The 14,291-nt window shown below is 56.5% G+C and carries 13 protein-coding genes; 1 reads left to right on the top strand and 12 read right to left on the bottom strand.

Annotation, left to right across the window (positions count from 1 at the left end):
• Positions 1-266: 266 nt before the first annotated feature.
• The 11 genes from cheZ to BJ887_RS04825 all read right to left on the bottom strand — a co-directional run bounded on the left by cheZ (position 267) and on the right by BJ887_RS04825 (position 11,889).
• Positions 267-911: a protein phosphatase CheZ gene (gene cheZ, locus BJ887_RS04875; protein WP_013096065.1), complete on the bottom strand. Its 645-nt coding sequence runs from the start codon at positions 909-911 to the stop codon at positions 267-269.
• 13 nt (positions 912-924) lie between these two features.
• Positions 925-1,314 (bottom strand): chemotaxis response regulator CheY, encoded by a 390-nt coding sequence (gene cheY / locus BJ887_RS04870; protein WP_000763862.1) that lies wholly within the window; start codon positions 1,312-1,314, stop codon positions 925-927.
• 17 nt (positions 1,315-1,331) lie between these two features.
• Positions 1,332-2,381, bottom strand: a complete 1,050-nt coding sequence (locus BJ887_RS04865) for a chemotaxis response regulator protein-glutamate methylesterase (protein WP_014170663.1) — start codon at positions 2,379-2,381, stop codon at positions 1,332-1,334.
• Positions 2,378-3,244 carry a protein-glutamate O-methyltransferase CheR gene (gene cheR / locus BJ887_RS04860; RefSeq protein ID WP_014170664.1) on the bottom strand — a complete coding sequence of 289 codons (867 nt, stop codon included), beginning with the start codon at positions 3,242-3,244 and terminating at the stop codon, positions 2,378-2,380. The genes BJ887_RS04865 and cheR overlap by 4 nt, the downstream gene beginning before the upstream one ends.
• 19 nt (positions 3,245-3,263) lie before the next feature.
• Positions 3,264-4,865, bottom strand: a complete 1,602-nt coding sequence (tap, locus tag BJ887_RS04855) for a methyl-accepting chemotaxis protein IV (protein WP_086532357.1) — start codon at positions 4,863-4,865, stop codon at positions 3,264-3,266.
• A gap of 44 nt (positions 4,866-4,909) precedes the next feature.
• Positions 4,910-6,574 (bottom strand): methyl-accepting chemotaxis protein II, encoded by a 1,665-nt coding sequence (gene tar, locus BJ887_RS04850; protein ID WP_121339421.1) that lies wholly within the window; start codon positions 6,572-6,574, stop codon positions 4,910-4,912.
• 84 nt (positions 6,575-6,658) lie between these two features.
• Positions 6,659-7,621: a spore coat U domain-containing protein gene (locus BJ887_RS04845; protein WP_032680768.1), complete on the bottom strand. Its 963-nt coding sequence runs from the start codon at positions 7,619-7,621 to the stop codon at positions 6,659-6,661.
• Complete coding sequence (locus BJ887_RS04840) at positions 7,618-10,002, bottom strand: fimbria/pilus outer membrane usher protein (protein WP_121339419.1); 2,385 nt, start codon at positions 10,000-10,002, stop codon at positions 7,618-7,620. Before BJ887_RS04840 ends, BJ887_RS04845 begins: the two co-directional genes overlap by 4 nt.
• The gene (locus BJ887_RS04835) at positions 9,978-10,739 is read right to left on the bottom strand and encodes a molecular chaperone (protein WP_014170669.1); all 762 of its coding nucleotides are present in this window, start codon (positions 10,737-10,739) and stop codon (positions 9,978-9,980) included. The genes BJ887_RS04840 and BJ887_RS04835 overlap by 25 nt, the downstream gene beginning before the upstream one ends.
• A 16-nt stretch (positions 10,740-10,755) precedes the next feature.
• A complete protein-coding gene (locus tag BJ887_RS04830) occupies positions 10,756-11,304 on the bottom strand; it encodes a spore coat U domain-containing protein (RefSeq protein WP_121339417.1) in 549 nt (182 codons plus the stop codon).
• Positions 11,305-11,316: 12 nt separating this feature from the next.
• Positions 11,317-11,889, bottom strand: a complete 573-nt coding sequence (locus BJ887_RS04825; protein ID WP_020883378.1) for a spore coat protein U domain-containing protein — start codon at positions 11,887-11,889, stop codon at positions 11,317-11,319.
• Between the two features lie 430 nt (positions 11,890-12,319).
• Here BJ887_RS04825 and BJ887_RS04820 point away from each other — a divergent pair, with 430 nt between their 5' ends.
• A complete protein-coding gene (locus tag BJ887_RS04820; protein WP_025203835.1) occupies positions 12,320-13,579 on the top strand; it encodes a dicarboxylate/amino acid:cation symporter in 1,260 nt (419 codons plus the stop codon).
• 189 nt (positions 13,580-13,768) lie between these two features.
• On the opposite strand, the gene cheW is transcribed toward BJ887_RS04820, so the two are convergent.
• Complete coding sequence (gene cheW, locus BJ887_RS04815) at positions 13,769-14,272, bottom strand: chemotaxis protein CheW (RefSeq protein WP_014170674.1); 504 nt, start codon at positions 14,270-14,272, stop codon at positions 13,769-13,771.
• Positions 14,273-14,291 lie beyond the last annotated feature (19 nt).

Genomic DNA, 14,291 nt, shown 5'->3' with positions numbered 1-14,291 from the left:
GCAGCCCATTTAGTCACGGGTATCATGCCAGCCTGACCTTTCATCAATGGGTTGAAAAAACCCAATAACCGGGTTCTTTTAGCCAGTTCAGCGTCGGAGCAATCGGGTGATGAGTAAAAAACGGCAAAAAAAAAATTTGAGATAGCGTTTGGCAACACTGTCAGCAAGCAGGGCGTGAGCAAGGGCCAGCCACCCCAGCGTTATGCACTCAAAATTAAGCGGCATACCCTCAGGTTGCGCACGCAACCTGAGGGTCATCACCTCAATCAGAAACCAAGGCTGTCCAGCAGATCGTCTACCTGATCCTGGCTTGCCACAACGCCCGCTTTGGTGGCGTCGAGCTGTGGACCGTTGAGCAGGCTTTCGTTCTCGCGTTTTGGACGAGCGGCCGGTTCCGGAATGTTCTCCAGCAGCACCATCAGCAGCTGACGTTCAATTTCCTGAATCACATCCATCATGCGCTTGATAACCTGGCCCGTGAGGTCCTGGAAATCCTGCGCCATCATGATGTCCAGCAGCTGCGCGTTGGTAAAGCTGGTGTGGCCCGGCACATCGCCCAGGAACTGACGGGTATCCGTGACCAGCTCGCGGGCATCCGCCAGCTCGATTGGATTCTCAAACCACTCATCCCAGCGTTTGGTCAGCGCTTTCGCGCCTTTCTCCATCGCATCCTGATGCGGTTGTGACGCTTCAACGCTGTTCAGCGCACGTTCAGCCGCCTGAGCGGTCATCTGCACAACGTAGTCCAGACGATCGCGGGCATCCGGAATGGCTTCCGCCGCTTCAGCAATTGCCTGGTCCAGCCCCAGTTCACGCAGGCTGTCACGCAGCATGCGTGTCAGGCTGCCGATGCGGGCAATGATATCGCTGGGCGAGTGTTCTTCAACGGGTTTCATAGCAGGTTGCATCATCATAACCAACACCTCACATGCCGAGTTTCTCGAAGATCTTACCGAGCTTCTCTTCCAGGGTGGCCGCAGTGAACGGCTTCACAACATAGCCACTAGCGCCCGCCTGTGCTGCGGCAATAATGTTCTCTTTTTTCGCTTCTGCGGTCACCATCAGAACCGGCAATGACGCCATTCCCGCGTCCGCACGGATGGTTTTCAGCAGTTCCAGACCGTCCATGTTTGGCATGTTCCAGTCGGAGATAACAAAACCAAACCCGCCCGCCTGCAGTTTGTTCAGCGCATCAACGCCGTCTTCTGCTTCTTCAACGTTGTTGAAGCCCAGCTCTTTCAGCAGGTTGCGTACGATACGACGCATGGTGGAAAAGTCATCCACAACCAAAAACTTAAGCTCTTTATCCGCCATAAAATAATACTCCTGAGTCAAATACGTATTGCCTGTCCGGCACTGATTTTCGCCAGCATCTGCTGGCTTACCTGGCTAAGATCGACCACTTCGCTCACGCCACCCATATTGATGGCCTCGCGCGGCATGCCGAACACCACACAACTTGCTTCATTCTGCGCAATCGTCCAGGCGCCAGCCTGGTGCATTGCAAGCATTCCGGCGGCACCGTCGTTACCCATCCCCGTCAGGATCACCCCAACGGCGTTGCGCCCCGCATGTTTCGCCACCGAATGAAACAGCACATCCACCGACGGACGGTGCCGGTTTACCGGCGGCCCGTCATGAATTTTGATTTGATAGTTAGCGCCACTGCGCGCCAGCTCCATATGCTTGTCACCCGGTGCGATATACGCATGGCCGGGGAGTACGCGCTCACCGTCTTCCGCCTCTTTCACGCTGATCTGACACAGCTTGTTCAGACGCTCGGCGAACGAGCGGGTAAAGCCTGGCGGCATATGCTGCGTGATCAGAATACCCGGACTTGACAGCGGCAATGGCTGGAGTACATGACGAATTGCCTCTGTTCCCCCGGTTGACGCCCCAATCACCAGCAGTTTTTCCGAACTGAGTAAAGGACCGGCCTTCAGCGTTACCGGTGCATCCATCGGTTTGTGCGCGGCAAGCTTCGCACGTGACGCGGTGCGGATCTTCTCGGCGATCATTTCGCTGTACGCTAGCATCCCTTCACGAATGCCAAGCTGAGGTTTGGTGACAAAATCCACCGCCCCTAACTCCAGCGCACGCAGGGTAATTTCAGATCCTTTTCCGGTCAGGGATGAGACCATCACCACCGGCATGGGCCGCAGGCGCATCAATTTTTCCAGGAAATCAATGCCATCCATGCGCGGCATTTCGACATCCAGCGTTAACACGTCGGGGTTATATTTTTTAATTAAATCCCGCGCTACCAGCGGATCAGGCGCTGTCGCCACCATCTCCATGTCGCTGTGGCTATTGATAATTTCAGTCATGATCTGGCGCATCAGCGCAGAATCGTCGACAGACAACACCCTGATTTTACTCATGCTTTTTCCTTACTCAGCGCATATACCGTTTGCCCACGCAGGCTAAACTCACGCACGAGGTTGCTGAAGTTTTCCGAGTGCCCGGCAAACAGTAAACCGTCAGGCTTGAGCAACGGAACAAACCGACGCAGAATGTCCTGTTGCGTCGTTTTATCAAAATAGATCATGACGTTACGGCAAAAAATAGCGTCGAATGGCCCCGGCACGTTGTACTGCTTATCCAGCAGGTTAACGGGCGCGAATTCGACACAGTTCGCCAGCTCCTGGCGCACGCGCACCAGGCCTTCATGCGGGCCGGTTCCGCGCATGAAGTAACGCTGCAACTGCTGAGGTGACAGCGTTTTCAGCTCATCCTGGCGATACACGCCGTTGCGTGCCTTTTCCAGCACTTCGGTATCAATATCACTGGCGTAGACTTTCCAGCGTCCAGGCGCCATACCCAGCGTGTCGGCAAGGGTGATCGCCAGCGAGTACGGCTCTTCCCCGGTTGAGGCGGCCGCACTCCAGACGCGATACTCCCCGCTGCGGCGACGCGCGTGCTCCGCCAGGACCGGGAAGTGGTGAGCTTCACGGAAAAATGCGGTCAGGTTGGTGGTTAACGAGTTAATAAAAGCCTGCCACTCTGCGCTGTTCTGGTTCGCTTCGAGCATGCTCAGATAGCGACCAAAATCGTCCAGCCCCAGCGTACGCAAGCGCCGCACCAGACGGTTGTAGACCATGTCTCGCTTATGATCGGCAAGCACAATCCCCGCACGCTGGTAGATTAACTGACATATCCGACGAAAATGCGCGTCGGACAGCGCGAGGCGCTGTGTCATCTGCAACAGTAATGACGTTTGCCCTGGGGGCATTGGTGATGTCATAGCGCCTTCTTAATTACATTCAGGATACAACTGGCACGGCCTGCGACCGCCCGACTTCTGTTACTGCTTCAACGTGCTCTTTCACATTAAATACCGCGACCAGCCCGGTCAGATGATCCGCCTGGCTGGCCAGCTGATCGGTTGCCGCTGCCGCTTCCTCAACTAACGAGGCGTTTTGTTGCGTGACCTGATCCATCTGGCTTACCGCCTGGGCCACCTGCTCAATTCCGCGACGCTGTTCATCGGACGCAGAAGCAATCTCGCCCATGATGTCGTTAACCCGCGTAACGGAGGTGACGATTTCGTGCATGGTTTTCGCCGCCGTGTCCACCAGGGCAGAACCTTGCTGGACGCGCGAGACGGACTCTTCAATCAGCCCTTTAATTTCTTTCGCGGCGTTGGCGCTGCGGCTCGCCAGATTACGGACTTCACCGGCCACAACCGCAAAACCACGCCCCTGTTCACCGGCTCGTGCCGCTTCAACGGCCGCGTTCAGCGCCAGAATGTTGGTCTGGAACGCAATACCGTCAATCACGCTGATGATGTCGCCAATTTTCTGTGAACTGGCGGCAATGTCCTGCATGGTACTGGCCACGTGAGAGGCCTGATCGCCCCCCTTCTTCGCCGTCATCGCCGCCTGTCTGGACAGGTCAGACGCCTGACGCGCGTTATCCGCGTTCTGGCTTACCGTCGCGGTGAGCTGCTCCATGCTGGCAGCCGTTTGCGCCAGCGAAGCTGCCTGCTGCTCGGTGCGCGATGAGAGATCGTTATTGCCTGCCGCAATCTCCGAGATCCCGGTGTGCATGGCATAACTGCCCTGTCGCACATCGGAGACCGTTTCCCGCAGGGCGCCCTGCATCGCCTTCAGGCTGGCAAAAATCGCCGAAATTTCGTTCTTGCCGTACACCGCCACCGGACGCGCCAGGTTACCCTTCGCAATACTGTCGAAGTGGCTGCTGACGATCGCCAGCGGTTGCACAATCATTCTGCGCGACCAGTACAGGGCACCGCCGGTCAGCAGCACCGCCAGAATCACCACCACGGCAAAAATCACGCCTGACATATGGTAGTTTTTACGGCTGTCATTCCCGGCGCGTTGGACAAACTGGTTAATGTTCTGCTGCCAGGCATTAAAGCTCGCGTCAAACGCCGCCTGGGACACCTGGACTGGCGCGGTCATAAAGTCCGAGAGCTGGTTGTTCTCAAGCCAGGTCGCCTGGTGATCCAGGTCGCTGTGCCACTGATCAAAACGCTTCTTCATCGCGACTTTCAGCGCCTTCACTTCCGCGCTGCCGGCGTCCTGTGCCGCGAAGGCGTTAAACTGCGCGTCAGCCTGCTTCAGGCTGTCGCGCGCGGTCACCATCAATGCCTTGATGTCATCCGGCGGATAACTCAGGGCGGTTAAGGTTCCCGCTTTGTTCAGCGCCGTGCTTGCCTGCAACAGTACGGCGCGCGTCTGTGCCACGGCGGCGCGCTGCTGGTTACTCGCCTCAACTTCCTGCAAATTCTGATAGCCATCGCGAAACGCCCAAAAAGACAACCCGTTACTGCCAACCTGCAACACACCGCAAAGGATCAGAATCAAAAACAGTGTGGTCGAGATACGAATACGATTTAACATCCACGCTCCCATCATGCGGCAAGCAGCCGCGGTTTAAATGTCAGTCAAAATGTTTCCCAGTTTTCATGTCCGGTCGTCGCTGCAGGTTTACGGGTCGCTGCCGCTGCTGCGGCAGGCGCGAGATACGTTGCTTGCGGGGTGACCGTGTTTCCAGCGAGTGAAGCGAGACGAAACGCCGAGACGGCCATCTTCAGACGGCTTGCCTGGTCTTCCAGCGCAGCGGCCGCCGCAGCGGACTCCTGCACCAGCGCGGCGTTTTGTTGTGTCACGCGATCCATTTCCGATACCGCCAGAGCAACCTGGTCGATACCACGACTCTGCTCATCCGACGCAGAGGCGATTTCACCCATGATGTCCGTTACGCGGGTAACGGCATTCACGATGTCATTCATGGTTTCCCCTGCGCTTTCTACCAGCACGGAGCCGGTATCGACGCGGGAAACGGAGTCTTCAATCAGGGCCTTGATCTCTTTCGCCGCGTTGGCACTGCGGCTGGCAAGGTTGCGCACTTCCCCGGCCACCACGGCAAACCCGCGCCCCTGCTCGCCCGCACGTGCGGCTTCAACGGCGGCGTTGAGGGCGAGGATATTGGTCTGGAAAGCGATGCCGTCGATAACGCTAATGATGTCGGCGATTTTCTTCGAACTGTCGGCGATTTCGTGCATGGTTTTCACCACGCCGTCCACCACGCGACCGCCTCGCTGCGCCGTTTCGGACGCGCTTTCCGCCAGCTGTGAGGCCTGACGGGCGTTGTCCGCGTTCTGCTTCACGGTCGCGGTAAGCTGCTCCATGCTGGCGGCGGTCTCTTCGAGCGCCGACGCCTGCTGTTCGGTGCGCGACGACAGATCGTTGTTGCCCATCGCAATTTCGCTGGTACCGGTATAAATGGCTTCCGATCCGTTACGCACGTTGGCGACGGTCTCAATTAGCGAGCGCTGCATATGATCAACGCTGTTTGCCAGCTCGGTAATTTCATTGCGCCCGGAGACGGTCAGCGTTTTGGTCAGGTCACCACCGGCAATCTCGCGAATGTGGGCAATGACGCGACCGAGAGGATTAAGCAGGATGTGGCGAATGCCGTACCACACGCCCACCAGCACGATGACCAGCGCCAGCGCCATGACGGCCATCTGCCATTTGGCAAAGCGGTAATCATTCTGGCTTTGCGTAAAGGCCGAGTGATACAGGTCGCCACTGGCTTTGGCGTATTCCCCGAGTGCCACACCAAGGGCGTTTTGCATCCCCTGGGTAGGTTGCGCGAAATACGCGTCCATGTTGCCGCTTTCCAGGAACTGAATAAGCTCCGTCAGACCGGCATAGTAGGCGTTGTACTTTTCATCGATATTCTGGCTCACCTGCGCCATGGCAGGCTGTGGCGTGATTTTCTTAAAGGCGTCGTAGTGTTTCGCTGCGTCAGCAAGGGTCGCCCGCGCATTTTTCAGCAGTTCCGTTTTCGCACTGCTCTGCTGATTATTTGGATCCATCATCATGCGGGCGGAAGAGCGGCTCAGGTTGATACGCGTTTGCAGCATCAGATCCCACGTCGACGTCAGTTCACTCTGCTGTACGCGGAGATCGTTCGAGGCGGCGAAACTGTCCTGGTTTTGTTTAAGTGACGAGAAAAAAAGCCCGCCGGAGGTAAGCTGAAGAAGTGCGAAAATGACCAGCACCATCATAAGCATTGTGACAACGCGGATACGGTTCAACATACAACACCTTCTCATAGATTTATTAACGGTGTTATCGGCACTGACTACAGGAACTTTACATTTGAGAAAGGGAAAAGCGCGGGGTTAAAACGCAACGTCAACGATCAGCGTGTCGGTGTAGGTGCCGGCAGGCGGCGTAGACTGGCTGGTAAGGACTTTGGCCGTGTAGTTGTAGGTTCGCAATAAACCGTCGGTACTGACCTGCGATGAGGTTGCGCTGGTCCAGCGCTCAGTACCGCTGCCACCCCAGCGGTTGGTCGTGGCTTCTTTATAAATGTCGTAACTCATGTAGTTACTGCCGCTCACCATGCGGCGAACATTATTCAGCGCGTTGGCACCATTATTAATTCCGATAGTGTAAGTGCTTCCTTTGGTACAGGTGACGGCAATCGCCTGCGAGACAGTGGGGAAACTTTGCACCAGCGGCGCACTGTTGAAGTTGACGTCAGGCGTGGTCATGGCGCTGCAGTCGTTGGTAACGGTCATGTTGAGAAGAATACTGGTGGTCGCCGTGCCTGTCTGGGGAACGGTGCAAAGGCCCAGCACGCCCACGGAACAGACGCTGTAGTTGATGCTGAAGGTGAGCAGCACCTGATAGGGCCCGGCTGTGACGTTTTGTCCGGCAACGGTGCGGAAATAAAGCGGAATGCTGTACTGTTTTGACCCCAGTAATCCCAGCAGGGTGTTGCCGCTCCAGGTATAAGCTTTGCTGATTTGCACTTCGCTGTTGCCCGAACACCCCGTTAACCCGCACAACCGGGTGGGGATCACATCCGTGATGGCCGCATTATCGGTGCGTTTCATGGTGGCACGGCTGTTGCCTGAAACCGACGCGGCGGTGTAGTTCAGCGTCACCGAGTCGTTGGTCAGAAGATTGAGCACAGCGTCGCATGCCACGATCAGCCTGCCGGTGGTTTCGACCTCCCCGGTTCCGCTGAGCGCGAACGAGGTGACGCTACCAAATGACGCATTTACCGTACTGACGGTACACGCCGCCCAGCCGCCGCCAGAAAACAGCAGCAGCATCAATAGCAGTAAGCGCTTCACCGTTCCTCCCGGCAAATCAGCGGTCCGTATGTCTGCAGCTTATGTTCCGGGTTGGCCCCCACGGTCAGCGTGGCCGAGCAGTGTTTTCCGTCTGGCGTAATCACCTCAAGCGGGTTCACATCGCTGAGATTTTCCAGCCAGGCGATGCCGTCATACCCCACCACCGCATTGTTGCGCGAGGCACGTCGAACCTGGCTTCCCACCGGAATAGCCTGCCCCTGCTTGTCATGCAGAATGACGCTTGCCACCCGCTCCTGCTCCATCGGGAAATCGACCAGATAACCGCTGTGGCGGCGAATAGCGATCCGCCGCTCTGTCTCTTTCAGCCGGGTATCCGCGGGCAGATTAAGGGTATCAATGCGATAACTGGCCGGGTAATAAGCCGATACACCGCTGACCAGCAGGTAGCCGTTATTGTTCGTTTTGCCGACCGGCTGGTTTTCATAACTGACGGGAACGTCCGGGTGACCGTCGGTGCTGATCACCACAAACGCATCGTTGATTTTGTTTGCCGCAAATAGCTCGCCGTCCATCAGCACAATCGCGCCCATCGCCTCTCCCCACCAGGTCATCATGCCCCTTTCGCCATAACCACCGCCCTGAAGTTCGATGTTGTTATTGCGCCAGCCCAGCGTTCCCTGCTGATAATCATTGGCTTTCGACTGGTTGGCCCATGCCATGTTCCAGCTAAAGCCACCGTCGGAAGGCATGGAGTGGTTGTAGTTGATACGCTGCGTGCTGCCGGCATCTGGCGTGTTTTCATAGGTTACGGCGGCACTGTCACGCTCTCCCAGCGGCACCTGAAGCGACATGGCCACCGTCCAGTCTCCCCGCTGCTGATCGCGGCTTGCAGCCAGATAAATACTGCTCGCCCCCCACAGATTGCGGCTCCAGGAGAGATTCAGCAGTTCGGTTTTTTGGTTGTCAAAGCTCTCCACGCCGATCCACGCAGCACCGAGACTTCCATACTCGCCCAGGTTAAAGGTGAGAGAGTACTGGTCGGTGTTGCGACTAAAACTGGCGATGGGCCGGTCATTTTCGTCATAGACCGTCGGTTGGTCATAGAGGGCGAGGTTGCCAAAGTCGCGATCGCGCCGCGTATGCTGTGTCGCTACACTAAATTCACTGGTACTGTACTGATAGCCCCAGTTGATTTGCCCGCCATTATCTCCACGCATGCGGCTTTGAGAGTACGCGGTATTCACGACGCCAAACCGACCCAATTTAACCACCGTCCCCATCCCGCCCAGCGCCAGCGCTTCTGCCCCTTCGGCATGGCCCTCCAGCGTCAGCCAGTCCGTAACGCCGTAGCGATACGACCCACTACCCGCCGCCGGGCCGTAGTCAAAATTCTTGATGCCGTAATTACGCCGCAGGCTGCCGAGCGTCACCGCCCCGTCGCTCAGGCCTTGTTTCAGCAATTCGCTGGTGACGTAAAACGGCAGCGTGGTACTCACCTGGCGCCCCAGCGCATCGGTGGTGACCAGTACCGCGTCCCCTGCTCCGTTGATATAGGGCAGATTGGTCAGGGTGAACGGTCCCGGCTGAAGCTGGGTCGAGCCGGAACGATAGCCATTGATAAAGAGATCCACCGAGGTGGGAACCGCCGCTTCGCCCGAGAACTCTGGGAGTGGCCAGGTCACGAGGTCAGGACGCAGGGAGAAATCCCGCCCGTAGCTGATCCCGCCCATGCGCACGCTGGTGCTCCAGCTCAGGGCATCGCTGATCACATCCCCGGCGGTCCAGGTCGTGGCCTCGTCCTCGTTCGTCATCAGAAGCGTCGTGTCATAGCGCACATACCCTTCCTGCTGACCGTCGTTTCCGGTGAAATTTTCCCGGGCATAGCCGGTTGAAGAAAAGGAGCCGTTCTCATTGAAGTAGCGGAATTCATGCCAGAGCGAGGCCTGTCCGCCGACATGTTCCGTATGGTTGGTGTAGAGATCGTAATTGAGCAGCGCTCCACGCCCGAAGTGTGGTTTGCTTTGTGACATTTGTCCGCTGAAAGGGGTCACGCGTGAGGCGACCCAGTCGGCCGGAACGCCCAGCAGCAGACGCTGCGCGGCGCTGTCGTACTCTACGCGCACCTGCGGCAGGGTAGAAAGGTTCACGTCTCCGGCAGGCACATGCTCCGGCGGAAGCCCTGCCCGCAGCAGGTCGGCGCTGGAAATAAAGAATGCCCCCTCGCGCTGCGTCACGGGCACCACCATACCGGTGTCGTAGTGATTCAACACAATCGAGAGCTGAAAGACCGCTTCGCCGTTCAACGCCTGAGCCTGCGGCGGCGGCGGTAAACTGTCATCGCCGGGCTCAGCCCAGGTGCTGGTACTGACGCAGAGCAGGATCATCATCGCCGGTTTCAGTTGACGGGCGTCGACTGCCATTGCGTATCCCTGGCATTAATCTGCGCGCTCAGCCGGTCTGGCTGACCTATTCCGGCCGGGATTGACCAGGTGCGGGTGCTGCCCGCAAGAACATACCCGAGTAATCCGTCTGCAACCGTCCGCTTCTGCCCGCCCTGCTCCAGCGCCACCTGGCTGAGTTTGACGTGCACATCCCCCTGATTACGGACCTCCAGGGCAGGATGTCCCTTCTCCTGCGTCACCCGCCAGCTCAGATTTTTGGTCTCCACCAGCGCATGATGTGCCCCCTCTTTTAGGGTCGGGATCCCCTGTCCATAAACGAACAAAGGAATGGAGTAGCGCATTTGCAATTTCAGGCCAATGGCCGGCTCGGCTTTGGCATCCGGCTGGGGGATTTCATCCACAATAATGCGGTAGGCCTGTTCGACGCCGAGCGGCACCGTACCCTGCTTAATCAAACGAATAAGCTGCTTACTGCCTTTGCCAATGGTGACGATGGGCGGGCTGGCCACCACGTCCTGCTGTGCGGAGTAGCGTTCATAACCGCCCTCCTGCTTCCAGCGCACAATGCGGACCTGCATTGTCGTTGCGCTGTTCCCCTGATTCTGGATCCATAATTCAGTGGCTTTGGCATCCGCTGACAGCCACGGATCGATGGGCCACAACAGAATGGTTGCCGCCGCCTGCGCCTGGCCTGTCGCCGCAGCCATTCCCCCCAACAAACTCACCAGACAAAGGTGTCTGAAAAATGGCTTCATCGACTGTCTCCCTTTATCACCATGACAAGGTCACGGTGAGCTGATCAGAATACGTTCCTGCCGGGCTAAACCCGGTCAGCAGCGCCACGCCAAAAAGCGGCAGCGCAATGTTATTACTGTTGGTATAGGTCACCGGTATTGCCTGATTGACGCCAATTTCGCTGTTCGCCGCCAGCGAACTGCTGCTGTAAAGGCGATATCCCACCACTTCCGTTCCCCCTGAGCGCTTCATACGCCGAACGGAGGAGTAATTCTGTCCGCCGTTAATGCTCATACTCAGCGCCACGCCGGGCGTGCAGGCGATGGACAAGGCCCCGTTAGGCACAAAACTGGTGCTCACCGGGGAACTTTCCACCCCGTTGTGGGTACCGAAATCGAGCGTACCGAAAACTCCTCCGCTGCCCGTGGATACCGCGCACCCGGGCACAATGGTCGCGCTGACCTTAAATGACTGTGACGTCACAGCCCCCGCCGCAGGCACCAGCATCAGGCAGACGATCAGCGCGTACAAAGGCTGCACGATCCCCTCCGCGCTGTTGCGCAGACGCAAAATGGATGCCTTCATGGCTGCGTGAAACTAGTAGGTGACGCTGACGTTAATCGTGTCGGTGTAGGTACCCGGAACGACCGTAACGCTGTTACCGCCCCCGGTAATGCGCCCGTAAAGTGTGTAACTGTCGATGCCCCCGGCGGTTGACGCTATTGGCAGTGCCGCGTTGTTGGCAACGACGTTGTTAAATCCGCTGTCGCTATACAGGCTGTAAGCCACACCCTGTGCAGCATTGGTGGTGTTGACCAGATAGCGCGCAGGCGTGCCTGGCGTCCCCACGACGGTACCCGGCGCGGTGGAGTTGGTATTCCCGGTGATCGCCACCGTATAGCTGGCGGTCGTACATTGAATGGTGAACGTGTTACCGCCGCTGGCACCGGTCAACTGCGTCGTCAGGGTGGAAAACGTTGCGGGATGGGTGCCGAAATCCAGGGTCCCGAAGTTAATGCCATTTTGCGTGGGCGAGCCGTTTATCAGACAACCGTTCGTCAGGGTTAACGTCGCGCCAATAGTACCGCTGCTGGTCACCGCCAGCGCCTGTTGGGCTGTTGTCGCCGTCAGCAACGTGCCTGCACAGATCAAAAGGAGTTTTCTTTTCATTTACCACCCTCCAGAAGACATTTCCGTTCGCTTGCCACATTTTATTTTTGCTGTTCAAGATGTTAGCCCCACTTAACGTTCCTCTTCCGGGGGTTATTGAGAATTTAGTTTATGGATACCGCTTCGACCACCCGTGCCGTGGAGGGCAAGACTAATGGCTTATTGACTGAATATTTATTTATAAAACAGGATGTTAATACTTTGTAAATGCCTTATTTCTCGTATACGCTGAGGATATATCCATTTAAATGTGATCTGCATCACAATATATCGTCGAAGCATTAACAACAAAATTAATAAAAATTAAAAACTAGTTGTATCTCCCTCCGCTTTACTTCAATTTATGTGCCGAATAATTTCCTGCGTCGTAATAAAAAATCTATATACATCGGCGCAGACGGCAACCAAAGCGCATAGAGGGTCTTTTTTCGTGGCAAGTGCAAACAAACTCACACTCTTCATCGTGATATTCATGCTGGCGGGTATTCTTTCAGGGGCGGCGATTCATGAGTACGCCTCTGCGGATGCCATCAAAGCATGGTCGGATAACATCACGCTGCTGACCGATATTTTCCTGCGTCTGATTAAAATGGTTATTGCGCCACTGGTCTTCAGCACGCTGACCGTGGGCATTATGAAACTGGGTGAAACCTCCACCATTGGTCGCGTGGGCGGCAAAGCGATGGTATGGTTTATTAGCTCATCCGTGCTTTCCATTCTGGTGGGACTGTTTATCGTCACGCTGGAGCGCCCGGGCAGCGGCCTGAACCTGGCTATCCCGAAAGAGGCGGTAGACACCGGCCTTGCGGTGGGGGGGATGACGCTGAAAGCGTTCTTGTCCCATACCATTCCGACCAGTATCGCCGGTGCGATGGCGAACAATGAAATCCTGCAGATTGTGGTCTTCTCTATGTTCTTCGGCATCGCCGGCGCGTCGCTGGGGCAAAAATTCAATGCCCCGCTGGTGGCCGCGCTGGATGTGGTCTCCCATATCATGCTGAAGGTGACGGGTTACGTAATGTACGTCGCCCCGCTGGCCATTTTCGCCGCCATCTCCTCAGTTATTGCCACTCAGGGTCTGGGCATTCTGCTGAACTACGCCTCCTTTATTGGCGGCTACTACGTGGCAATCCTTCTCACCTGCATGGTGCTGCTGGCCGTCGGCTATATGGTGCTGAAGAAAGAGGTGTTCCGCCTGGTCAGCATGCTGAAGGACCCGGTGCTGGTGGCGTTTACCACCAGCAGCTCAGAAGCGGCGTATCCAAAAACGCTGGAGCAGCTTGAGCGTTTTGGTTGCTCGCGCAATATCGCCTCCTTCGTTCTGCCGATCGGTTATTCCTTTAACCTGGTGGGCTCTATGGTGTATTGCTCTTTCGCCTCGATGTTTATCGCCCAGGCGTACAATATTCACCTGAGCTTCACCGAAGTGACCGTGCTGATGCTGACGCTGATGCTGGCTTCAAAAGGGATTGCGGGGGTGCCTCGTTCGTCGCTGGTGGTGCTGGCGGCAACCATCCCGAGTTTCAATATTCCGGTGGCGGGTATTTTGCTGCTGATGGGGATCGATCATTTCCTGGATATGGGACGTTCAGCGATTAACGTGCTGGGTAACGGTATTGCGACTGCGATGCTGTCGCAAAATGAAGGGGCGCGTGAAGCGGAGACTGAGCTGGTAGAGCAGGAAGCGTAACGGGTTGGCGGAATGGTTTCGTTCACCTTAAGACCAGCAGAAAATACTACGTCTGCAGTAAGTGAATAAGATAAGGGGGCTGCAATAGCCCCCGTAATATGTTCACCGTAGCGGGCGAATCAGATAACCGAAATGCCCGACTGAACGAAACGGTTCCACGAAAGCCTCACAGAACCGTTTAGAGAAACATTACGCCACGTGATTCGCCGCGATATCCAGCAGCGCCATCTCATCACTGTTCAGCAGCTTCTCAATATTCACCAGAATCAGCATACGCTCCCCCAGCGCTCCCAGCCCCGTCAGATACTCGGTAGACAGCGTGACCGCAAACTCCGGCGCCGGACGGATTTGATCGGACGTCAGGGACAGCACATCAGATACGCCATCCACCACGATCCCAACCACGCGCTGCCCCAGATTCAGGACAATCACCACGGTGTTCTCGTTATAGTCCACGTCACCCTGGCTGAACTTCACGCGCAGGTCAACGATAGGCACAATCACGCCGCGCAGGTTGGTGACACCTTTAATAAAGGCAGGCGTGTTCGCGATGCGGGTAACCTGGTCGTAACCACGAATTTCCTGCACTTTCAGGATATCGATGCCGTACTCCTCATCGCCTAAAGTGAATACCAGGAATTCCTGCCCTGATGGCTCGCCCGCCAGTTTCGTTACATTACTCATACCGGTCATGTTATTACCTTCTACTTAA

Origin of the sequence: Enterobacter sp. WPR_3_1 (assembly GCF_003635055.1) — a bacterium.
In the GTDB taxonomy this organism is placed as follows: Bacteria; Pseudomonadota; Gammaproteobacteria; order Enterobacterales; family Enterobacteriaceae; genus Enterobacter; species Enterobacter ludwigii.
This window is presented reverse-complemented; position numbering and strand designations above follow the sequence as displayed.